This window comes from Saccharothrix syringae (assembly GCF_009498035.1).
Lineage (GTDB): Bacteria > Actinomycetota > Actinomycetes > Mycobacteriales > Pseudonocardiaceae > Actinosynnema > Actinosynnema syringae.
This window is the reverse complement of sequence record NZ_CP034550.1, coordinates 2,750,343-2,771,730: the sequence shown is the minus strand read 5'-3', so window position 1 is coordinate 2,771,730 and position 21,388 is coordinate 2,750,343. Positions and strand designations below refer to the sequence as shown.

General features: G+C 74.6%; 18 protein-coding genes. 11 read left to right on the top strand and 7 right to left on the bottom strand.

Annotated features, from left to right (window positions below; translation table 11 throughout):
* Window positions 1-242: 242 nt before the first annotated feature.
* The 5 genes from EKG83_RS12925 to EKG83_RS12905 all read left to right on the top strand — a co-directional run bounded on the left by EKG83_RS12925 (window position 243) and on the right by EKG83_RS12905 (window position 5,528).
* A complete protein-coding gene (locus EKG83_RS12925; protein ID WP_051764256.1) occupies window positions 243-2,036 on the top strand; it encodes a copper resistance CopC/CopD family protein in 1,794 nt (597 codons plus the stop codon).
* 46 nt (window positions 2,037-2,082) lie between these two features.
* A complete protein-coding gene (locus tag EKG83_RS12920) occupies window positions 2,083-2,982 on the top strand; it encodes a helix-turn-helix domain-containing protein (RefSeq protein WP_051764254.1) in 900 nt (299 codons plus the stop codon).
* A 5-nt stretch (window positions 2,983-2,987) separates the two neighbouring features.
* Window positions 2,988-3,599: an acetoacetate decarboxylase family protein gene (locus EKG83_RS12915; RefSeq protein ID WP_033427306.1), complete on the top strand. Its 612-nt coding sequence runs from the start codon at window positions 2,988-2,990 to the stop codon at window positions 3,597-3,599.
* A 40-nt stretch (window positions 3,600-3,639) separates the two neighbouring features.
* On the top strand, window positions 3,640-4,389 hold the full coding sequence (locus tag EKG83_RS12910; protein WP_033427305.1) for a class I SAM-dependent methyltransferase: 750 nt from the start codon (window positions 3,640-3,642) through the stop codon (window positions 4,387-4,389).
* Window positions 4,390-4,481: 92 nt separating this feature from the next.
* On the top strand, window positions 4,482-5,528 hold the full coding sequence (locus tag EKG83_RS12905; RefSeq protein WP_033427304.1) for a hypothetical protein: 1,047 nt from the start codon (window positions 4,482-4,484) through the stop codon (window positions 5,526-5,528).
* Between the two features lie 10 nt (window positions 5,529-5,538).
* Here the strand turns inward: EKG83_RS12905 and EKG83_RS12900 are convergent, their stop codons facing one another.
* Window positions 5,539-6,741, bottom strand: coding sequence for a cysteine desulfurase-like protein (locus EKG83_RS12900; RefSeq protein WP_033427303.1), 1,203 nt, complete (start codon window positions 6,739-6,741; stop codon window positions 5,539-5,541).
* A gap of 159 nt (window positions 6,742-6,900) precedes the next feature.
* On the opposite strand from EKG83_RS12900, the gene EKG83_RS12895 reads away from it, so the two are divergent.
* Complete coding sequence (locus EKG83_RS12895; protein WP_033427396.1) at window positions 6,901-8,499, top strand: glycoside hydrolase family 64 protein; 1,599 nt, start codon at window positions 6,901-6,903, stop codon at window positions 8,497-8,499.
* A gap of 78 nt (window positions 8,500-8,577) precedes the next feature.
* Here EKG83_RS12895 and EKG83_RS12890 read toward each other — a convergent pair whose 3' ends face one another.
* Window positions 8,578-9,240, bottom strand: a complete 663-nt coding sequence (locus tag EKG83_RS12890) for a DUF4097 family beta strand repeat-containing protein (RefSeq protein WP_033427302.1) — start codon at window positions 9,238-9,240, stop codon at window positions 8,578-8,580.
* 225 nt (window positions 9,241-9,465) lie between these two features.
* On the opposite strand from EKG83_RS12890, the gene EKG83_RS12885 reads away from it, so the two are divergent.
* Window positions 9,466-10,182 carry a GbsR/MarR family transcriptional regulator gene (locus tag EKG83_RS12885; protein ID WP_033427301.1) on the top strand — a complete coding sequence of 239 codons (717 nt, stop codon included), beginning with the start codon at window positions 9,466-9,468 and terminating at the stop codon, window positions 10,180-10,182.
* Here the strand turns inward: EKG83_RS12885 and EKG83_RS12880 are convergent.
* Window positions 10,179-11,489 (bottom strand): aminotransferase-like domain-containing protein, encoded by a 1,311-nt coding sequence (locus EKG83_RS12880; RefSeq protein WP_407690761.1) that lies wholly within the window; start codon window positions 11,487-11,489, stop codon window positions 10,179-10,181. The genes EKG83_RS12885 and EKG83_RS12880 overlap by 4 nt on opposite strands.
* 91 nt (window positions 11,490-11,580) lie before the next feature.
* On the opposite strand from EKG83_RS12880, the gene EKG83_RS12875 reads away from it, so the two are divergent.
* Window positions 11,581-12,378, top strand: coding sequence for an alpha/beta fold hydrolase (locus tag EKG83_RS12875; RefSeq protein WP_033427299.1), 798 nt, complete (start codon window positions 11,581-11,583; stop codon window positions 12,376-12,378).
* A 69-nt stretch (window positions 12,379-12,447) separates the two neighbouring features.
* Here EKG83_RS12875 and EKG83_RS12870 read toward each other — a convergent pair whose 3' ends face one another.
* Together EKG83_RS12870 and EKG83_RS12865 are read right to left on the bottom strand one after the other, a co-directional pair.
* On the bottom strand, window positions 12,448-13,461 hold the full coding sequence (locus EKG83_RS12870) for a serine/threonine-protein kinase (protein ID WP_051764252.1): 1,014 nt from the start codon (window positions 13,459-13,461) through the stop codon (window positions 12,448-12,450).
* Between the two features lie 340 nt (window positions 13,462-13,801).
* Complete coding sequence (locus tag EKG83_RS12865; RefSeq protein WP_051764250.1) at window positions 13,802-14,740, bottom strand: lysyl oxidase family protein; 939 nt, start codon at window positions 14,738-14,740, stop codon at window positions 13,802-13,804.
* Between the two features lie 255 nt (window positions 14,741-14,995).
* Between EKG83_RS12865 and wecB the strand changes: the two genes are divergently transcribed.
* Complete coding sequence (gene wecB / locus EKG83_RS12860) at window positions 14,996-16,114, top strand: non-hydrolyzing UDP-N-acetylglucosamine 2-epimerase (RefSeq protein WP_248782329.1); 1,119 nt, start codon at window positions 14,996-14,998, stop codon at window positions 16,112-16,114.
* Here the strand turns inward: wecB and EKG83_RS12855 are convergent.
* Window positions 16,032-17,327, bottom strand: coding sequence for an FAD-dependent oxidoreductase (locus EKG83_RS12855; RefSeq protein WP_033427297.1), 1,296 nt, complete (start codon window positions 17,325-17,327; stop codon window positions 16,032-16,034). The two genes, wecB and EKG83_RS12855, sit on opposite strands and share 83 nt — an antisense overlap.
* Window positions 17,327-18,154, bottom strand: a complete 828-nt coding sequence (locus EKG83_RS12850; protein WP_084715859.1) for a glycosyltransferase — start codon at window positions 18,152-18,154, stop codon at window positions 17,327-17,329. Before EKG83_RS12850 ends, EKG83_RS12855 begins: the two co-directional genes overlap by 1 nt.
* Before the next feature lie 430 nt (window positions 18,155-18,584).
* On the opposite strand from EKG83_RS12850, the gene EKG83_RS12845 reads away from it, so the two are divergent.
* Together EKG83_RS12845 and EKG83_RS12840 are read left to right on the top strand one after the other, a co-directional pair.
* Window positions 18,585-19,886: a sugar transferase gene (locus tag EKG83_RS12845; RefSeq protein ID WP_228122594.1), complete on the top strand. Its 1,302-nt coding sequence runs from the start codon at window positions 18,585-18,587 to the stop codon at window positions 19,884-19,886.
* On the top strand, window positions 19,868-21,352 hold the full coding sequence (locus EKG83_RS12840; protein ID WP_084715857.1) for a putative glycoside hydrolase family 15 protein: 1,485 nt from the start codon (window positions 19,868-19,870) through the stop codon (window positions 21,350-21,352). Before EKG83_RS12845 ends, EKG83_RS12840 begins: the two co-directional genes overlap by 19 nt.
* The last annotated feature ends 36 nt before the right edge of the window (window positions 21,353-21,388 follow it).

Here is a 21,388-nt window from a genome sequence, read left to right as displayed (position 1 = left end):
GGCCGACGCCGGGCGGCATCGACAGCACGCAGGGCCGACGCCGGGCGGCATCGACAGCACGCGGCATCGACAGCACGCGGCATCGACAGCACGCGGGGCCGACGGCACTTCGCCGGTCGTCGGCCCCGCGTGCCCCATCCGCCCCGCACCCCCGCCCGTCCCCCGCACTCCCGCCCATCTCATGCACCCCGTGCACCTCGTCCATCCTGTCCACCCCGTCCGTCCCGTCGTGAGGAGAAGCGGTGACCGGAGCCATCGCCCGAAACTTCGCGCGCGCGTGCGCGGCGCTCGTCCTGGCCCTGCTGCCCGTCCTGGGCGGCCAGGGCACGGCCGCGGCGCACGCCACCCTCGTGTCGACCGCGCCCGCGGGCTGGCAGGTGCTCGACACCACGCCCGCCGAGGTGGCGCTGACCTTCAGCGAGCCGGTGGACCTCGGCCTGGCGACCGTGCGACTGCTCGGGCCGGCCGGCGACGTGGTCCCCACCGGCGAGCCGGCCCACGCCGGGGACCGGCCCGAGGCCGTGGTGGTCCCGGTGCCCCGGGCGCTGTCCGACGGCACGTACACGGTGAGCTGGCAGGTGACCTCGGCGGACTCGCACCCGGTGCGCGGCGCGTTCGTGTTCAGCGTGGGCCGGCCGTCCGCGGCGACGGGGAACCGCGCCGACGTGGCCGCCGAGCCCGGCGGGGCCGTGGTGGCGCTGCACGCGGCGACCCGGTGGCTGTCCTTCGCGGGGTTCGCCCTGCTGGTGGGCGCCGCCTTCCACACCGCGTGGTGCCAGGCCCGGCCCGCGCCGGGCAGGCGGGTGCGCGTGCTGCTGGTGGGCGGGTGGTGGACCCTGCTGGCGGCCACCGTCCTCGCGCTGCTGCTGTACGGGCCCTACGCCACGGGCCGCCCGCTGGGCGACGCGGTCGACCCGGCGCTGGTCGCCGACACCTCGGGCACCCGGATGGGCGTCGCGCTGCTGGCACGCCTGCTGCTGCTCGGCCTGGTGGGTTTCGGGCTGCTGCGCCACCTGCGCCGCGCGGACGAGTCCGATGTGGACCCGGCGGCGGACACCGCGGTGGCCCGGCGGCGGCGCGTCGCGGTCGTGCTGGCGGTGGCCGGGCTGCTCGCCCTGACCTGGAGCACCGCCTCGCACAGCGCGGCCGGCGGCCTGGTCGGCCTCGCCCTGGCCGCCGACGCCGCGCACCTGACCGCGATGGCCGTGTGGCTGGGCGGCCTGGTCGCGGTCGCCGCGGTCGCGGTGCGGCCGGACGACGTGCCCGCGCTGCGCGTGGTGGTGCCGCGGTTCTCCCGGGCGGCCCCGGTGGCGGTGGCGGTCGTGGTGGTCACCGGGGTGTTCCAGTCGTGGCGCCTGGTGGGCACCCCGGACGCCCTGGTCGGTACCGCCTACGGCCGGGTCCTGATCGGCAAGCTGGCGCTGGTGGCCGCGCTCGTCGCGCTGGGCGCGGCGGCCCGGCGGTGGGTGCGGCGGCACTACGGCTTCCCGGTCGTCACGGTGTCGGACAAGCGCCGGGCCGCGCGGGGACCCGGCGACGGGCCGGTGCGCCGCTTCGGCCGGCTCGTGGCCGTGGAGGCGGGCATCGCCGCCGCGGTGCTCGGCCTGACCGCCGCGCTGGTCAACACCGAGACCGCCGCGGTGGCGCGGGCGCAGGCCCGGCAGGCCGCCGCCGCCCCGCCGGCCGCCGCGCCCGGCGAACCCGCAATCACGGACTTCGACGCGGGCGGCGCGGCCGGGCGCGGCCGGGTCGCGGTGCTCGCCGCCCCCGGTTCGACGGGCGCGACCGAGCTGCACGTGGCCGTGCTGGACGAGCGCGGGCAGCCGAAGGGGGTGCCCGAGGTGCGCGCGGCGCTGACCCCGCCACAAGGGTCTTCCGACCCGTTGGACGTGCCGCTGCGTTACGGCGGTGTGCCGGGGCATTACATCTCCGATGCGCTGCCCATGGCCGTATCCGGGCGCTGGGAGGTGTCGTTGGCAGTGCGGACGTCCGATGTCGACGAAGCCATCGTGCAGCTCCCCCTGGGCATTCCCTGACACCGCGCCGAGCGCGGCGATGACCCGGACGAAGGATGGTGGCGTCATGTACCCCGAGGACGCGCGGAAGCTCACCCCGGACGCGTTGGAGGCCCTGCGCAGGCGAGCGGTCGCCGCGGTCGAGTCCGGGACCTCCCGGGCGGAGGTGGCCCGCGTGCTCGGCGTGTCGCGGCAGACGATCAGCACCTGGCACCGCGATTACCGCACCCGGGGCGAGGAGGCCCTGCGCGGCAGGCGGCGGGGCAGGCGGCCGGGCGACCACCTGGCGCTGACGTACGCGCAGCAGCTGTGGACCATCCGGGCCGTGACCACGGGCGGCCCGGAGGAGGTGGGGCTGCGGTACTGGCTGTGGACCAACCAGGTGATCGCGGAGCTGATCAACAGCCGGCTCCGGGTGCCCCTGTCGGTCACCACCGTGCGCAACTACCTGATCCGCTGGGGCGTGCTGAACGAGTCCGTGTCCCTCGGCCGCCGCCCCGGCACCGCGCGGGTGACGCGTCCCCACGGGGCGGGCGGGGAGACGCTGTGGACGCACCACGCGCTCACGAACCGGCTGACCGGTCCCCCGCCGCCGGACGCCGCGGCGTCGGGGACGCCGGTGCTCGGGGCGCGGACCTCCGTGCTGTACGCGGTGTCCCCCCGCGGCACGGTGCTGTTCATCCCCACCGCCGACCCGTTCGACGGGGTGCGGCTGGCGGAGTTCTTCACCAGGCTGGTGCGGCAGCGGGGCCGGCGCGTCACCATCGTGCAGGGCTGGCGGCCGACCACCAGGGCGGAGGCGGTGACCGCGTGGGCGGTGCGGCACGCCGACCGGGTGTCGCTGCGGTTCGCCGCCGACGGCCCGTCGGTCGACGAGCCGCCGGAAAGCGACGACCGGGTGCGCTGCGCGGTCCCGGCGCCCCGCGGCCGCCGGCGTCGCGGCGCGTCCCCGGTCGGCGCAGAATGATCGCCATGACCTACCCGCCGGAACCCTGGGTGCTGCACGGCGACGCGTGCCTCTCCGTGTGGCTGGCCGACGCGGCGCGGCTGCCGCCACCGCCGGTCCGCCCGCTGACCGTGCGCGGTCGGGCGCTGGTGGGCACCGCGTTCGTGGCCTATCAACCACCGGGCCTGGCCTACCACGAGCTGGTCGTGGCCGTGCTGGTGCGCCGCGGGTGGCGCCTGGGCGTGTCGGTCAACCAGATCTGGGTGGACAGCCCGGTGGCCCTCGCGGGCGGCCGCGAGCTGTGGGGCATCCCCAAGGAGCACGCGACGTTCGACTCACCCGCGTCCGCGCACGACGACCGCGGCCCGATCGCCCACGTGGCCACGTCGTCCCCGCGCTTCGGCCTGCGGCTGCCGCTGACGACCTCCGCCTGGCAGGTCCTGGGCACGGCCCTGGTCCGCACCCCGCTGCGCGGCAGCGCCCGCGTGCACCCGGTGCGCGCGACGTGGCGGGCCAACCCCGCCGGTCCGCTGAGCTGGCTGCCCACCCGCCCGCTGCTCAGCGTCGCGTTGAACGCCCTGCGGTTGCGCTTCGGCCCGCGCGCCGTGCCGGGCCCTCGACCGACCGCCGGCCGATAACCCGGTGCGACCACCGCCCCGACCTGCCACGATCGCTCCCGTGCCCACGTTCGAAGAGCTGGTCGCCGAGGGCGAGGCCGTCCCGACCGAGGGCTGGGACTTCTCCTGGTTCACCGGTCGCGCGACCGAGCAGCGCCCCTCCTGGGGCTACGCCGGCCTGCTGGCCGCCCGGATGGCGACGGCAGGTGCCGCGCTCGACCTCCAGACCGGCGGCGGCGAAGTGCTGGCCTCCATCCCGGTGGCACCTCCGGTCCTGGCGGCCACCGAGTCGTGGCCGCCGAACCTGGCCATCGCGCGCCGCAACCTGGCGAAGTTCGGCGCGACCGTCGCGCACGTCGGCGACACCGACGACCTGCCGTTCCCGGACGGGCACTTCGACCTGGTGGTCAGCCGCCACCCGGTGGCGGTCCGCTGGGACGAGGTGCACCGCGTCCTGCGCCCCGGCGGCACCTACCTGTCCCAGGCGGTGGGCGCCGGTTCGGTGCGCGAGCTGACCGACTTCCTGATGGGCCCGCGACCGGTCGACCCGGGCCGGAGCCCGGTGCGGACCGCGGCCGACGCCGAGGCCGCCGGCCTGGAGGTCGTCGACCTGCGCCAGGAGGCCCTGCGGGTGGAGTTCCACGACATCGCGGCCGTGGTGCACTTCCTGCGCAAGGTGATCTGGATCGTCCCCGGCTTCACCGCGGCCGCCTACCGGGACCGGCTGCTGGAGCTGCACGGGTTCATCGAGCGCCACGGCCCGTTCGTGGCGCACTCCCAGCGGCTGCTGGTCGAGGCCCGCAGGAGGTGAGCAGCTCCACCGCGGCGCTCCGGGCGCCCCGGCCACCCGGAGTTCCCCGTCCCCACCCGGAACCGCCCGCCGCCCCGGACCGTCGACACGACATGACGCGACGAGTCTTCCTGTCCAACGCCGGGCTGTGGGCCTGGGCCGTGGTCGCGGTGGCCGTCGCCGCGGCCGCGCTGCACGTCTGGGGCATCACCGAGACGCCGGAAACCGGTCTCTTCTGGTTCCTCACCGCCGCCGACCTGGTCGTCGCCGGGACCGCCGCCGCGCACGCCGTGCGCTGGCCCAGGCACGCCGTCTTCGAGCCGGACGCGCTGGTGCTGGCGGGCAGCCGCGTGCCGTACGACGCCATCACCGCCGTCCGCGTGGGCTCGGTGTCGGCCAAGCCGTTCTGGCTCGCGTTCTGGCTGCCGAACTCGCTGCTGGTCGGACTCGTGGTGGCGTTACGGGACCCGGCCGGGTTCACCCGCGACGTGGTGGAGGTCGACACCGCGCGGGAGCGGTTCCGGGCCCGCTGGCGGAGCCCCGGCTTGCGGCGGGCGTTCCTCGACGCGCTGCACGCCGCGCGCCCGGACGTCGAGCCGTCCCACGACCTCGACGGCGGCCACCCCGCCCGCGACCGCACGCCCCGGCTCGGCGTGCCGGGCGGCCTGCTCGCGTGCGCGCTCTCGGTGTGGGCGGTGGCGGCCGGGCTGCTGAGCCTGCAACTGGCGGACCGGTCCACCTACCACGGCCCTTACCCCACCGAGGCCACCTCCGCCGCGCTGCGCTCCCTCACCTCGGAGTTCCGGGACTACGAAGCGCTGCCCGGCGTCCCCGTCGACCTCCGCACCCAGCGGTGCGACCGCACGAACCCGCTGCTCGGCCCGTCACCGGACGTCGTGGAGCTGCACCTGGTCCTGGAGAGCCACGACCTGCCCGAGGCCGACGCGGACGCCGTCGAGGCCCGGATCCGGCAGGACGCGGACATGGACCCCGACACCTACCTGACGTCCGTCGACCGGGTCTCGGGCGTGAGCCTGCACATCCCGGCGTCGAGCCGGCTGTCGGTGTGGGTCTCCACGGGCTGCGTCGCCGTCGAGGACGCCGAGCGGCTGGGCGGCGACCTCCGCGCCCTGGCCGCCGCCCTGGGCGCCGGTCGCTGACCGCCCGGGTTCACGCCCCGGTGAACCGCGCCAGCCCGTCGAGCAGCCGGTCCACCTCGGCGTCCGTCGAGTACGCCGCCAGCCCCACGCGCAGGCCGCCCGCGTCGCCCAGCCCCAACCAGCGCGAGGTCTCCAGCGCGTAGAAGGACCCGGCGGGCGCGTTGACGCCCACCCCGGCCAGGAAGCGGTACGCCTCGACCGCCGCCCGGTCCTCGAAGGTCACCAGCAGCGTGGGCGTCCGCCGCTCGGCCCGCGACCGCACCACCACGCCGGGCAGCGCGGCCAGCCCCTCCTCGACCCTGGCCCGCAGCCGCTCCTCGTGCGCGCCGACCTCGGCCAGCGAGCGGGTGACCCGCGCCCGCCGGTCGCCCTCCGACGGCACCAGGTCCGCGATGAAGTCCACCGCCGCCGTGCAGCCGGCCAGCAGCTCGTAGGGCAGCGTGCCCAGCTCGAACCGCTCCGGCACGGCGTCGGTCGACGGCAGCAGCTTGTCCGGCCGCAGGTCCTCCAGCAGCCCGGGGCTCGCGGCCAGGACACCGCAGTGCGGCCCGAAGAACTTGTAGGGCGAGCAGGCGAAGAAGTCCGCGCCCAGGGCGGTCACGTCGACCGGCTCGTGCGCGGTGTAGTGCACGCCGTCGACGAACAGCAGCGCGCCGGCGGCGTGCACGAGGTCGGCGATGGCGGGCAGGTCGGGGCGCGTGCCGATCAGGTTGGACGCCGCGGTCACCGCCACCAGCCGGGTGCGCCCGGACAGCTGCGCGGCCACGTCGTCGGGCGCCAGCTCGCCGGTGGCCGGGTCGAACCCGACCCACCGCACCGCGGCGCCGACCGCCTCGGCCGCCTGCACCCACGGGCGCACGTTGGCGTCGTGGTCGAGCCGCGTCACCACGACCTCGTCGCCGGGCCGCCACGTCTTCGCCAGCGTGCGCGCGAGGTCGTAGGTCAGCTGGGTCATGCTGCGCCCGAACACCACGCCGCCCGGGTCGGCGCCGAGCAGGTCCGCCAGCGCGCGGCGGGCGCCCAGCACGACCGCGTCGGCGGTGCGCTCGGCCGCGGTCACCGCGCCGCGGTTGGCGATGGAGGAGACGAGGGTGTCCCGCACCGCGTCCGCGACCCGGGCGGGCACCTGCGTGCCGCCCGGCCCGTCGAAGTGGGCGGTCCCGGAGGCGAGCGAGGGGAAGGCGCGGCGGACGGCCTCGACGTCGTAGGTCATGGCGCACACTCTGCCCCGAGCCTCCTATTGACACCGAACAGACCCGTCCCCGACGCTATGGAAGCGCTCTCACAGTGGTCCAGACCGGTTGTGGGAGCGTGACCGCCGCCTACACCCCCTGCCGGGCGGCGGACGCGAAACCCTGCAATAGGAGTGAAGATGCGCACCCGAACAAGGTGGTTGAGCGCGTTCGTCGCCCTGGCGGCGTCCGCGACGGCGGCCGTGGCCGTGGCCGGCACCCCGGCGCAGGCCATCGGTCCGGACCTGCTGCCGCTGACCGTCACCAACAACAGCGGTCGCGGCGAATCCGTGCACCTGTACGTCCTCGGCACCGACATCCGCAGCGGACGACTCGGCTACGTCAACCAGGGCGGCGGCTTCACGCCGTGGCCCGCGGGCGCGAACCCGCCCGTGCCGGCACCGGACGTGTCGATCCCCGGCCCGCCGCCGGGCGCCAACGTGACGCTGCGCGTGCCCCGGTTCATCTCCGGCCGCGTCTACATGTCGTTCGGCGACAAGCTCAAGTTCTTCCTGACCCCGGACGGCCTGGTGCAGCCCGCGCCGTGGAACCCGGCCGACCCGAACCACGGCATCCTGTTCGACTGGAGCGAGTTCACCTACAACGACGCGGGCCTGTGGCTCAACAGCTCGCAGGTGGACATGTTCGCCGTGCCGCACGCGGTCACCGTGACCGGTGCGAGCGGCGTGACCAGGAAGACCGGCGAACTGGTGGCCAACGGCCGGGACAACGTGATCAACGGCGTCCGCGGCCAGGCGGGCTGGGAACGCTCGGTCATCACCAGGTCCGACGGCACGGTGCTGCGCGTGCTGGCGCCGGGCAAGGCCGCGGACGTGGGCCTGTTCGACCGCAACTACCTCGACCCGTACATCACGCAGGCGTGGAACGCCTACGCGGGCAGGACGTTGACCGTGGTGCCGTTCGGCGACCGCCCCGACATCCGCTACTTCGGCCGCACGTCGGGCAGCACCATGTACTTCACCAACTCCGCCGGGCAGCAGGTGGCGTCGTTCGCCAAGCCGTCCACCGCGAACGTGTGGGGCTGCGACGGCGCGCTGCACGCGCCCAACGACCAGGTGGTCGGCCCGATCGCGCGCACCCTGTGCGCGGCGCTGCACCGGTCGACGCTCGGCGTGATCGACACCCAGCCGGGCGGCGGGCCCGCCGACTTCTACAAGGGCTCGATCACCAACCACTACTCGCGGCTGGTGCACCAGAACATGGTCGACGGCCGGGCGTACGGGTTCGCGTTCGACGACGTGCAGGCGCAGGAGTCGCTGGTGCACGACGGCGACCCGCGCGCGGCGGGGATCGTGCTGACCCCGTTCAGCGGTGGTGGCGGCACTCCCCCGCCGTCGACCAGCAGCATCGTCAGCAACTGGCACAACAAGTGCGTCGACGTGCCGAACTGGAACTTCGCCGACGGCCAGCGCCTGATCGTGTGGGACTGCACCGGTGGCACCAACCAGAAGTGGGAGTTCACCGGCGGCACGCTGCGCACGCAGAACAACATGTGCATGGACGTGGCGTGGGGCTCGACCGCCAACGGCGCGGCCGTCCAGATCGCGCGGTGCAGCGGGAACCCGGCCCAGCAGTTCGTCCTGTCGGGCGCGGGCGACCTGGTGAACCCGCAGGCGAACAAGTGCGTGGACATCGCGGACTGGAACCCGAACAACGACGCGGTGCTCCAGCTGTGGGAGTGCGGCGGCACGGCGAACCAGAAGTGGCGCCGCGGGTAGCTCGTCGGATGCGGCCCGGGCGGGCCGGGGAGGGGTCCTCCCCGGCCCGCCCGGGCGAGCGGGCCGGGCCGCCGCCCCTCACAGGCTGCGGGCGGCGATGTCACCGCGGGCGGTGCTCGCGCGGATGGTCAGCTCCGCGGCACCGGTGTTCCTGAGCGAGTTGCGGATCCGGCCGTGGCCGGTGCCGGCGTCCAGGGAGGCGGACACCCCGGCGGCGGCGTCGACCGACACGTCACCGGCCCGGGTGCTCAGCACGACCGCGCCGCGCACGGCCTCCGCGATCCGGATGTCGCCCTTCCCGGTGCTGATCTCCGCGGGTCCGTTGAGGCGGCCGATCGAGACGTCGCCGGCGTGGGTGGCGAGGCGGACGCTCGCGGCCTCGTCGAGCTTGACCGAGCCCTGCGAGCCCTCGAAGGTGACGTCGCCGAGCCGCCCGACGCCGCGCACCTCCGCGCTCGCCGCCTTGGCCTCGACGCGGGAACCGGCGGGCAGCCGGACCGTCACCTCGACAAAGCCGGAGGCGCCGAGGAGCTGGTTGCCCGCCGGGGTGGTGATCCGCAGGACGCCGTCGCCGTACTCGACCGAGGTCCGCTCCGCCGCCTTCACGTCGCGGCCCTTCGAGGCGTCTGCGGGCAGGACCTCGACCGCGGTGTCGGTGCGGTCGGCGGCGATGAACCGGACGTGGCCGGCGGGGATGTCGAGGACGGCGGCGATCGGGGCGGGGGTGTCGAACTTCTGCATCGTGCTCAGCTCCTGCGCTCGTTGTTTCCGACATCGCAAACGCTACGTTGCAGTCACGGGAGCGGCAACGCGTTCGTTGCACGGAAACTCTGTATTACCAGGTAGAAGGTTTGGGATCGTTGCAATGGTTTGGATTCTAACGCAACAAGCACTACCACAGCCGTTGCAATGAGCTGGAAGTGAACGCTACCCTGGCCCCCTCGACGGAGCACGGAGGGGACCGCGGTGCCAGGAGGCAGGCTCACCCATCGGGAACGCCGGCAGATCGCGCTGGGCCTGGCCGACGGCCTCGCCTACGCGGAGATCGCCAGGGGCCTGGACCGCCCCACCTCGACCGTCACGCGCGAGGTGATGCGCAACGGCGGCCCCACCGCCTACCGCGCCGACCTGGCGCACCTGGCCACCGAGCGCCGCGCCCACCGGCGCAGGCAGGCCGTCCCGAGGGGACCGCAGGCGCCCGCGCAGGACCACGGCCGCGACGCCGAGGCCGTGCGCGAGTACGAGGAGGCGTTCACCGCCCTGCTCACCCAGCAGGGCCTGCCCAGGATGATGGCCAGGGTGCTGACCTGCCTCTACACCAGCGACTCCGGCAGCCTCACCGCGGCCGAGCTCGTCGGGCGCCTCCAGGTCAGCCCGGCGTCGGTCTCCAAGGCGGTGGCGTTCCTGGAGGGCCAGGGCCTCGTCCGCCGGGAGCGCGACGAGCGCCGCCGCGAGCGCTACGTCGCCGACAACGACGTCTGGTACCAGTCGATGATCGCCGCCGCCCGGTCCCACGCCCTGCTCGCCGAGACCGCGCGCCAGGGCGTCCGCGTCCTCGGCCCCGACACCCCGGCCGCCGTCCGCCTGGAGAACATCGCCCGCTTCGTCGACTTCGTCGGCGAGAGCATCACCCGCGCCGCGGAGCAGGCCCGCGAGGTCCTCTACGCGAAGCCCGGCCCTTAATCCACCGACTCGTCCTCCGGGCTCCCGTGCGCCAGGGAGGCCAGTTCGCCCAGCGCGGCGACCAGGGTGTCGGCGGGGGTGGAGGCCAGGGCGAGGCGGACGGCGTTGGGCGCGTGCCCCGGGACGACCGCGAACGCGGCGGCGGGCGTGACGGCGATGCCGCGGCGGGCGGCGGCGGCCACGAACGTCTCGGCGCGCCAGTGCTCGGGCAGGCGCCACCAGCAGTGGTAGGCGCCGGGGTCCGAGCTGGTGTCGAAGCCGCGCAGGCGTTCGCGGGCGAGCTGCTGCCGCCGGCCCGCCAGCGCCCGCTTGCGGTCCACTATGGACGCCACGGTGCCGTCCTCCAGCCAGCGCGTGGCCGCGGCCAGGGCGAACCCGCCGGCCGCCCACGCGCCGGAGCGGGCGGCGGCGGCCACGCGGTCCACCAGGTGCGGTGGCGGGACGGCGAAACCGAGGGTCAGGCCGGGCGCGAGGCGCTTGGAGAGGCTGTCGACGACGGTGGTGCGCTCCGGCGCCAGGGGCGGCAGGTCGGGGCCGAGGAAGGCGTAGGTCGAGTCCTCGACCACCTGGGCGTCCAGCTCCCGGACCACCTCGGCCAGCTCGGCGCGGCGGCGCTCGGGCGCGGTGGTGCCCAGCGGGTTGTGCAGCACGGGCTGGAGGTAGGCGACGCGCACGCCGGAGGTTCGCAGGGCCCGCGGGAGCACGCCCGCGTCGTCCACCGGGAGGGGCACGAGCGTGATGCCCAGCCGCGTCGCGATCGCCTTGACCACGGGGTAGGTGATGGCCTCGACGCCCAGCCGGCCGCCGACCGGGACCAGCGCCGCGACGGCGGCGGCGATCGCCTGCCTGCCGTTGCCGGTGAACACGACCCGGCGCGGGTCGGGCGCCCAGCCGCCGCGGGTCAGCAGCCGGGCCGCCGCGTCGCGCGCCCGCGCGGTGCCGCGCGCGCCGACGGGCGCCATCGCCGCGGTGAAGCCGTCGTCGACCAGGGCGTGCAGGGCCGGTGCCAGGAGCTCGGCCTGGTCGGGCAGCACGCAGGTGTTGAACTCCAGGTCCACGCGCGCCCCGGCGGGTTCGGCCAGCGCCGGTTCGGGAGGCGGCGGCGCGGCGCGCACGAACGTGCCCCGGCCCACCTCGCCGACCGCCAGGCCGCGCCGGACCAGCTCGCCGTAGACGCGGGCCGCCGTGGACGCGGCGATGCGGTGCGCGCGGGCGAACCGGCGCTGCGGTGGCAGGCGGTCGCCGGGGGCGAGCCTGCCGGTCTCGATGTCGTGCGCCAGGCGGTCGGCGATCCCCCGGTAGTCCATGACGTCCATATTGCACCGAGAGCATTGTTTTGATTGCACCGGGTCCGGTGCGCTTCCTAGGCTTCGGACGACGACCGACGAGGGGGCTCACATGCGGCTGAACGGCATCGACATCGCCTACGACGACAAGGGTTCGGGCACACCGCTGGTGCTGGTCCACGGTCACCCGTTCAACCGCTCGATGTGGTGGCCGCAGGTCGAGCGGTTCAGCGAGGACCACCGGGTCGTCGTCCCCGACCTGCGCGGATACGGCGACACCACGGTCGTGCCCGGCAAGACTCCGCTGGGCGTGTTCGCCGACGACCTGGTCGCCCTGCTCGACCACCTGGGGTTGGCGAGGGTGGTGCTGGGCGGGTTGTCCATGGGCGGGCAGATCGTGATGGAAGTGCACCGAGCGCACCCGGAGCGCATCGGTGCACTGATCCTCGCCGACACCTCACCGGAGGCCGACGCGCAGGCGGAGCGCGAGGCCCGGCGCGCGACGGCGGAGCGCTTGCTCCGCGAGGGCATGGCCCCGTACGCCGACGAGGTGCTGGGCAAGATGATCACCCCGCACCACGTGCGGGCGCTGCCCGAGGTGGCGGCGCACGTGTCGCGCATGATGCGCGGGACGGCCCCCGAAGGCGCGGCGGCGGCCTTGCGCGGACGGGCCGAGCGGCCCGACTACCGCGACTCGCTGGCCCGGGTCGCCGTGCCGACGCTGGTCGTGGTGGGCGAGGAGGACGAGTACACGCCGGTCGACGTGGCGCGGCGCCTGCACGGGGTCGTCCCCGGTTCGACGCTCGCCGTGGTCCGGGGTGCCGGGCACCTGCCGAACCTGGAGCGGCCGGAGGAGTTCAACGAGGTGCTGGCCCGGTTCCTGGCGGAGGTGGCTCCCGGCATCGGGTAGCCGCCGGCCCCTGCAAGGCACCGGGCAACCGGCCCAGGACTCCCCAGCACCCGGCAGGGGTGCACCCTTTCAGGGCATCAGGTGGGCGGGCTGCTGGACGGTGGCCGCCGGCGTCGGTGACACCGGCTCGAACTGGCCGGACACCGCCCACGCCGTGCCGACCGCCGCGAGCACCGCCGCACCCGCGACCGCCATCCTGGTCCGCGACCGGGCCAGGGGCCTGATCGCCTCGGTGCCGACTCCGCCCGCTTCGCCCGCTTCGCCCGCTTCGACCGCGAACGCGGTCGGCTGGGACCGCCCGCGCAGCAGCCGGGCGCACTCGGCGGCGGTGGGCCGTTGCCGCGGTGACAGCGCCGTCATGCGCCTGAGCAGGCGCGCCAGGTCGGCGGGCAGGTCGCGCGGCACGTCCGGCGGGCGGCGCAACCGGGCGACCGCCGCCTCCACCTGGCTGCCCTGGTACTCGCGGCGCCCGGTGAGGCACTCCAGCAGGACCAGGCCGAGCGCGTACACGTCGGCGGGCGGCCCGACCTCCTCGCCCCGCACCTGTTCCGGCGCCAGGTAGGCCGCCGTGCCGACGACCTGGCGGGCGTTGGTGAGCCGGGGCGAGCCGAGCGAGCGGGCCAGCCCGAAGTCGGCGAGGTAGGGGGTGTCCTCGTCGTCGAGCAGGATGTTCGACGGCTTCACGTCGCGGTGCACGACACCGCATTCGTGCACGTGGGCCAGGGCGTCGGCGAGGTGCGCGCCCAGGGCCCGGACCCGCGCCGGGGCGAGGGGCCCGGTCGCCAACCGGTCGCGGAGCGTGGGGCCGTCCACGAGCTGGAGGACGACGAACGACCTGCCGCCGCACACGCCCGCGTCGAAGACGGAGACCAGGCCCGGGTGGGAGAGGTTGGCGAGCGTGCGCACCTCGTTGTCGAAGCGGCTGCTCTCGACCGTGTCCACGCCCTGGAACACCTTCACCGCGACGTGGCGCCGGAGCAGCACGTCCCAGGCGCGGTGCACCTCGGCCATGCCGCCCGAGCCCAGCACCCCGGCCAACCGATAGCGACCGGCCAGCACCCGGTCGTCGGTGGACAGTGACACGACCGCGCCCCTCCAGTCGGCAGGTCTGGACGGGACCGGTTTCCCGGCGATCAGCGGTCACAAACCGCCGGAGGTCGATCGGGACGGGGATCGGGGGGTGATGCCGATCTCACCGGGAGGGCGACCGGCGGCAGGCCACGGGCCGCGAGCGGCGAGCCACGGGCGGCAACCGCGGGCGCTCCCCGGCCCCTGATCACTCGGCGCGTCCGCCCGGTCACCCCTACGCCGAAGCGCACTCCACCAAGGACGAGGGTCACTCCGCACGCCCGCCCGGTCACCCCTACACCGAAGCGCACTCCACCGAGGACGGGGGTCACTCCGCGCGCCTGCCCGGTCACCCCTACCCCTGACGAGCGCAGCGGTCCTTCCCCGGACAACTGCGCAACAGCTTCACCACCGGGGGCGAGGTGATCCGCTCCGGCGGCTCGGTCGCTCCCCCCGGCCACTGCAGCGAGATCGCCACCGAAGAAGCGTTGTTGTCGTACGACTTCTCCACCAACGACCGATCGCCGTTGACCACGTTCAGCACGTCGTACACCCCCGACGGCACGCGGGTCAGGTCGAGCCACTGGTAGTCGACCGTGTGGAGGTAGTCGTCGCCGTACCCCACCGAGATGCCCTCGACCACCTCCAGCGCCTCGGGCGCGTGGTGCCCGCACCGGTTCTGGCGCAGGTACTCGGCCAGCTCGCCCGCCGGCCCGCCGAGGTTCTCCGGCCGGTTGGCCAGGTGGTCGCGCACGCGGTACCGGTCGCCGAGGCAGAAGCCGGTCTTGCGGTCGGCCACCACGACCTGCCCGTTCGGCGTGCGCAGCTGGAAGTGCTCGAAGTCGAGCAGGTGCCAGTGGGTGTGCGACGGCGCCGGTTCGTAGTACATCCGGGCGGGGATCGGGTTCTGCGCCTCCGCGTACGAACCCGGTATCCGGCCGTCCACCGAGGACTGGAACGCCTGCCGGGCGCTCATGGTGGGCTCGCGGGTGTCCGGCCGGCTGCCGTAGATCAGCAGCGGCCCGTCGCCGACGTTGTCGGCGGAGGTGGTGAAGCGCAGCCGGACCGCCTCGCCCGACCCGCCGCAGTCCCCGTTGGGCGCGCTCGCGTCCGCGACCACGCACACGTCCCAGTCCGAGCACCGCGCCGGGTCGCCCCGGTGCCCGCCCCCGCACCCCACCGGTGCCTGCCGCAGGTCGGGCAGCAGCACCGAACCCGTCGCCCGCGCGGCTGATGGCCCCGTCAACGCCGCCACGAGCACCACCGCGGCGAACAGGGGCATGTGTCTGCGCATCACCGAACTCCCGATCGACGGATCCCGTCCACTTGAGACCCTAATGAGGGACCCCGACGATTCCCGCCCGACACCGGGCAGGTTCACTCGATCGACTGAGGGGCAAGGGAAACCGCCCCGCCTGACTCTAACCTTCACCGCGATCGCGCCCCGGCGCGGCAACCGCGACTGGAGGTGGGACAGATCGACACGGGATCCCCCGGCGCCGTCACGATGGTGTGCGGCACGAGACCGGAACTGATCAAGCTGGCCCCGTTGATCCGGCTGCTCGGGCCGACGGCCACCGTGGTCTACACCGGCCAGCACTACGACACCGCGATGTACCACCGCATCCGCCGGGACGTCGGGCAACCGGGCCGGTTCCTGGAGCTCGCCCTCGGCGCCGCGCGCCGCGGCACGCAGCTCGGCGCGGCCACCGCCGCGGTGGACGACGTGCTGGCCCAGCACCCGACGCGGGCGGTGATCGTGCAGGGCGACACCACGTCCGCGCTCGCGGGCGCGCTGGCCGCCAACGCCAACGACGTGCCGCTGCTGCACGTCGAGGCCGGCCTGCGCAGCCACGACCGGGCGATGCCCGAGGAGCACAACCGGGTGGTCATCGACCACCTGGCCGACCTGTGCTGCGCGCCGACCCCGCTCAACCGCACCAACCTGCTCGCCGAGGGCGTGCCCGACGAGCGCATCGCGATCACCGGCAACACCGTGGTCGAGGCGCTGGTCAACGCGCTGCCCAGCCGCGAGGAGGAGGCCGTCGTGCTGGCCGCGCACGAGCTGCGCGCCGACGGCTACGTGCTGGCCACCGTCCACCGCCCGGAGAACGTGGACGACCCGGCGGCGCTCGACACCGTCCTGCGCGAGCTGAACCGGCTGCCGCTGCCGGTGGTGCTGCCGCTGCACCCGCGCACGGCCAAGCGGGTCGAGCACTTCGGCCTGACCGGCCTGCTGGCGGGCCTCAAGGTCGTCGAACCGCAGGCGTACCCGGCGTTCCTGGCGCTGGCCCGCTGCGCCGCCGTCGTGGTCTCCGACTCCGGCGGCATCCAGGAGGAGGTGAGCGTGCTCAAGCGGCCCGTGGTGGTGGTGCGCCGCAGCACCGAGCGGCCGGAGATCGAGGGCACGTTCGGCACCCGCGTCCCGCCCGGGGCCGGGGTGTGCGCCGAGGTGCTGCGGTGGCTGGACGACGTGCCCGGCCACCGGGAGCGCCTGGAGCGCATCCCCTCCCCTTACGGCACGGGCTCGCCGTCGGCCCGGATCGTCGCCGCGCTGCGGCGCCTGGTCGGCGACGAGCGGGTGCTCAGCCCGGAACGGGTCGTGGTGCCCCGACCGGCGTCGCCACCACTCGGTTCGCGAGTCCGACACTGGAATTCCAGCTCGTGACCTCCGGGTAGACGTGCGCGGTGGTCGCCAGCAGCAGGGGGGTGCCGGCGACCACCACGGGCGGCCGGCGGGCCAGGTAGCCCAGCGGTGGCACCGGTTCCACGAACGGCGCCCGGAACACGCGCACGTCCTCCACGTCCGCCCGCGCCAGCCGCGGGTGCAGGGCGAGCAGCTGCGCGGTCCACCTCTCCGCCAGGGCCGCCTCGTCCTCCGCGAACAGCGCGGAGTCGCGGTCGGTGTAGCGCATGGCGTACACGAGGTGCATGCCGTCGTAGGGCTCCACGCCCGCGAGGGGGGTCATCTCGACCAGGCCGTCGAACTCGGTGCCGGAGCGCACCACGGGCGTCCAGTAGTGCCCGGACAGCGGGCGGCGCAGGAAGAACAGCGCGTTCACCACGCCCTGGTACGGCAGCCGCACGTCGGGCAGGCGGGCCGCGAGGTCGTCGTCGGCGAGCTGCCGCAGCTGCGGCAGGGGCAGCGTGGACACCGCCCGGTCGGCGGTCAGCACCTCGCCGGGCAGCTCCAGCCGCACGCCGTCGGCGACGCCGATCCGCCGCACCGGCGCGTTGAGCCGCACCACGCCCCCGTTGCCCTCGATGGAGGCCCTGAGCGCGTCGATGACGGCCCGGTAGCCGCCCTCGGGGTAGCCGCGGGTGGCGACGGCGCCCTCGCGGCCCAGGCGCTGCCACAGGTACAGCGCGGGCACGTCGCCGAAGCGCGCGCCGAACTTCGCGCCGAACAGCGGCGCCAGCAGCAGCTCCCACACGCGGTCGCCGTACAGGCCGCGCAACCAGTCCTCGGTGCGGGTGGCGTCGAGGTCGCGGTTGCGGCCCAGGCGGCGCAGCAGCAGCGTCACGGCGCCGAAGCGCACCCGCTCGTGCGGGCGCAGCGGGGTGAACCGCAGCAGGTCCGAGGCGGTGTTGAACGGGTGGTGGCGGCCGTCGACGACCATGCCCATCCGGGTGCGGCGCCACCGGACGCGCTCCCGCAGGCCCAGCTCGCCGAGCAGGTCGAGCAGGTGCTCGTCGGAGGGCATGACGCAGTGGTAGAACCGCTCGACCCACCGGTCGCGCCAGGGGAAGAACGTGCCCAGGCCGCCGAGCTGGTCACCGCCCTCCAGCAGGGTCACCCGGGTGCCGGAGCGGGCCAGCCGGTGCGCCGCGGCCAGGCCGCAGATGCCGCCGCCGACGACCGCGACGTGCTCGCGGGTCATCACAGCGCCCGGTGGGGTGCGGGGGCGAGGCGGTCGCGCACCAGCAGCTTCAGGTACTGCCCGAGGGTCCGCGCGATGCGGATCTTGCTCGCGCCCCGCTTGCGGTCGTACCGGAGCACCAGCGGCACCTCGACGACCACCGGCCGGCAGTGCCGCAGCTTCAGCAGCAGCTCCACCATGCAGGCGAACCCGCGCTCCTCGACCAGCCGCTCGCCCCAGTGGTCGACCGCGCGCGCCAGCAGGTCGGCCCGGTAGGCGCGGAACCCGCTGGTGAAGTCGCGCACCCCCTCGACCCGCACCAGGCGCCGGAACAGCACCGCGGCGCCGCGGGAGAGCAGCCGGCGCAGGGCGGGCGCGGTCGCGTCGTCGCCGCCGTCGGCGAAGCGGGAGCAGATCACCACGTCCGCGCCGGCCCCGATCTCCGCGCCCAGCCGCCGGATCAGCGCGGGGTCGTGGGTGTCGTCGGCGTCCATGACGACCACCACGTCGGACCCGTCGGCCTCGGCCAGGACCGCCCGCAGCCCCGACTGGACCGCCTGGCCCAGGCCGAGGTTGACCGGGTGGCTGACGAGCCTGAGGTCCAGGCCGGGCACGCCGGCCGCGACCACGGCGGCGGTGCCGTCGGACGAGCCGTCGTCGACGACCCAGGCGGTGAGCTGTTCGGTGTGCGCGACGTCGGCGAGCCTGCGCAGCAGCGGCGGCAGGGACTCGGCCTCGTTGTAGGCGGGCAGCACGACGTGGGCTCGGGCGGTGGTGCGGCGGTCGGCGGGCAGGGCCGGCGCGCCCTGTCCCGACGCCGCGCGCAGGTCGCCTTCATCGACGGTCAAAGGGCCCCATTTCACTGGATGGCGGATGGCGGGCCAGAATTATTCGCCTGTACGACCCGACCCGTTTCGGCCACCCCGCGCGTTTCGGGTGGCACTCGGGTTGAATTACCGGGAAGAATAACTGTAGAAGATCACCGGAATGAGGAAACGTGACGCCCGTAAGAGTGAATCAGACGTGAAAGAGCGACACTGGATAACACCGAGTTACCAAAGCTTCCCCGTTCGGCTGGTCTCGAACGGGTGACCGATATCGAGTTCGTGGTGGAGAGGACGTCGTCCTGATGTGGTGTGGCGTGTGCGGGACGCCCGGCGTGGGGAGTCCGCGGTGAACGGGGTGGGCTCGGCGACCACCTCGCCCCCGGTGCCGCGGCGGCGGGCGGCGAGGCCCCGCGAGGCGTCGTGGTCGGACCTGCTCCGACGGGTGAACGCCGTGGCGGTGCTGCTGGTCGCGGTCGACGCGGTGGCGGTGGCGGGCGCGGTGGCGCGGCTGCGGCCGGACTGGTGGTGGGCCGCGGTGGTGGCCGCCTCGCTGCTGGGCGCGCGGGCCGCGGGCCGGCTGTACCGGCGGCGGCTGTGGCTGTCCTGGCTCCAGGACCTGCCGCGCTCGGTCGCGGCGACCGCGCTGGCGTTCGCGCTGGTCACGCTGGTCGGCCTGGTCGCGGACGAGCCCGCGCGGGCCGCCCAGCAGGCGGTGCTGGCCTTCGCCGCGGCCGGCGAGCCCGGCCGGCTGGCGGTGTTCGCGCTCGGCCGCTGGTGCCGCCGCCGGTTCCACCGCTGCGACCGGGCGATCGTGGTCGGCGCGGGCAAGGTCGGCGTCGACCTGGTCGGCGCCATGCTCGCCCACCCGGAGTTCGGCCTGCGCCCGGTCGGGTTCGTCGACCCGGAGCCCGCGGTGGACCCCGCCGCGCTGCCGGTGGACCTGCTGGACGGCGACCTGGCCGACGAGATCACCCGGTTGGGGGTCGGCACGGTCGTGCTGGCGTTCTCGCGCACCCGCGAGTCGTCCGTGGTCGACTCGGCCATCACCGCGCACCGGCTGGGCTGCACCACCCTCGTGGTGCCCCGGATGTACGAGCTCTACCAGGACGGGCCCGACATCGAGCGGCTGCGCAGCTACCCGCTGCTGCGGCTGGGCACCGCGCCGACCACCAGGCCGGCCTGGTGGGTCAAGCGCGGCACGGACGTGCTGCTGGCCGCGGCCGCGCTGGTCGCGCTGTCACCGGTGATCGCGCTGTGCGCGCTGGCCGTGCTGCTGGAGAGCGGGCGGCCGGTGATCTTCCGGCAGGTCCGGATCGGCATGGATGATCAGCCGTTCGTGTTGTACAAGTTGCGCAGCGTGAGAATGCGCGGCGAAGACGACTCTCAAATCACCTGGTCGGTGGTCGGAGATCGCCGGGTCGGCCCGGTCGGGCGATTTCTCCGTGGCACTTCGCTGGACGAACTGCCGCAGTTGTGGAACATCATCCGGGGCGACATGTCCATCGTGGGCCCGCGCCCGGAAAGGCCGGGCTTCGTGCGCGAGTTCTCCGCCATCCACGAGCTATACTGGGCCAGGCACCGGGTTCCGACGGGATTGACCGGGCTCGCGCAGGTGCACGGCCTCCGGGGGGACACCTCCATCGTCGACAGGTCCCGGTACGACAACTACTACATAGCCAACTGGTCCTTGTGGCTGGACGTCAAAATCCTGTTGCAGACGGTGGGTGAGCTGTTGTGCCGAAGGAATCGCTGACCCGCGGGCCGCGCCGGGGCCTGGGCCTGCTGTGCGCCGCCGGGCTGCTGCTGGCCGCCGCGGGCTGCACGGTCGTCACCGCCGCCGAGCAGGGGCGGTACAACCCCACGGCGCAGCCGCTCGCCCCGCCGCCGCGGGCGCTCGCGCCGTGCGCCTGGTGGTACGGGATCGGCGAGCCGCCCACCCAGGTGGAGCTCAAGTTCGCCGCGCAGCACTACGACGTGGTGGTGCTCAACGCGACCGAGACCTCCGCCCTGCGCCGGCTCAAGCGGCTCAACCCGGACGTCAAGGTGCTGGTCTACAAGGACTTCTCCAGCGTCCGCAACTACCCCGGCGCGGTGATCGGCGACAGCGACGCGCCGTTCCTGCCCAGCGGCATCGGGTACTTCGCCGCCCAGCGCGACCACCCCCACTGGTTCGCGGTGGACTCGGCGGACCAGCGCATCGAGTGGAAGTCCTACCCCAAGCACTGGCAGATGACCGTGTGGGACCAGGACTACCAGAAGGCGTGGACCGAGGCGGTGACCGCCGAGGTGGTGCGCGAGGGGTGGGACGGGGTGCTGGCCGACAACGACTTCAGCACCCTGTCCCACTACTCGACGGCGGTGATCAAGGGCGCGGAGGACGCGGCCGAGTCGGACCGGATCATCCGGGAGGGCCTGGACGCGTTCCTCGGCACGGCGGGCGACTCGCTGCAGAAGGCGGGGAAGATGCTGGTGCCCAACGTGTCCGAGTCGCACCTGACGCCCGGGCGCTGGGCGGCGCACTCGCGCTACCACGGTGCGATGGAGGAGAACTTCGGGCTCCGCGACTCCGGCACCGGCGAGCTGCTGACGTTCAAGGGCAACGAGTGGAAGGAGCTGCGGGCCCAGGCCGCGCTCGGCGAGACGTGGCTGCTGCTGATCACGCACACCCGGACCGAGCGGGAGGAGCGGGTCGGCTACGCCACCGCGGCCCTGCTGGCCGGGCCGTACACGTGCTGGAGCGGGGCGCGGACGGAGGACTACCGCGACCCGGACTGGTCGCAGTACCAGGACGCCGACCTGGGCGAGGCGGTGGAGACCGCGAACCGCCACCCGTCGGGGGTGTGGGACCGCCGGTTCACCGGCGGGTACGTGGCGGTCAACCCGACCGGGCAGAAGGTGGTGATCACGCCGCCGGCGGGGTTGGTGGACCTCGACACCGGGAAGGCCGTGACGGGGGAGGTCGAGCTGGCCGGGGGTGACGCGCTGGTCCTGGTGGTGCCGCCGAACCAGGGGACCTCCACGCCGCAGACGACCGCCGTCCCGACCACGACGGGCACGACCAGCACGACCGGCACCAGCACGACGGGCACGAGCACGATGCCGGAGACCACGCCGGGCACCACGCCGGGCACCACGCCGCCGACGGAGGTGACGCCGACCGGCACGACGGGGCCGGTGCCGACCACGTCGGTGGAGGTCGGGATCGGTGCCGGGAGCTAGCGGGGGCTGGGGGGCGGAAACCGGCCAGGGCCGGCG

Bases quoted from the DNA above. Each gene is read 5' to 3' on its own strand.
- EKG83_RS12920 (WP_051764254.1), top strand. From the start codon at position 2,083: ATGTACCCCGAGGACGCGCGGAAGCTCACCCCGGACGCGTTGGAGGCC.
- EKG83_RS12915 (WP_033427306.1), top strand. From the start codon at position 2,988: ATGACCTACCCGCCGGAACCCTGGGTGCTGCACGGCGACGCGTGCCTC.
- EKG83_RS12905 (WP_033427304.1), top strand. From the start codon at position 4,482: ATGACGCGACGAGTCTTCCTGTCCAACGCCGGGCTGTGGGCCTGGGCC.
- EKG83_RS12900 (WP_033427303.1), bottom strand. From the start codon at position 6,741: ATGACCTACGACGTCGAGGCCGTCCGCCGCGCCTTCCCCTCGCTCGCC.
- EKG83_RS12895 (WP_033427396.1), top strand. From the start codon at position 6,901: ATGCGCACCCGAACAAGGTGGTTGAGCGCGTTCGTCGCCCTGGCGGCG.
- EKG83_RS12890 (WP_033427302.1), bottom strand. From the start codon at position 9,240: ATGCAGAAGTTCGACACCCCCGCCCCGATCGCCGCCGTCCTCGACATC.
- EKG83_RS12880 (WP_407690761.1), bottom strand. From the start codon at position 11,489: ATGGACTACCGGGGGATCGCCGACCGCCTGGCGCACGACATCGAGACC.
- EKG83_RS12875 (WP_033427299.1), top strand. From the start codon at position 11,581: ATGCGGCTGAACGGCATCGACATCGCCTACGACGACAAGGGTTCGGGC.
- EKG83_RS12865 (WP_051764250.1), bottom strand. From the start codon at position 14,740: ATGCGCAGACACATGCCCCTGTTCGCCGCGGTGGTGCTCGTGGCGGCG.
- EKG83_RS12855 (WP_033427297.1), bottom strand. From the start codon at position 17,327: ATGACCCGCGAGCACGTCGCGGTCGTCGGCGGCGGCATCTGCGGCCTG.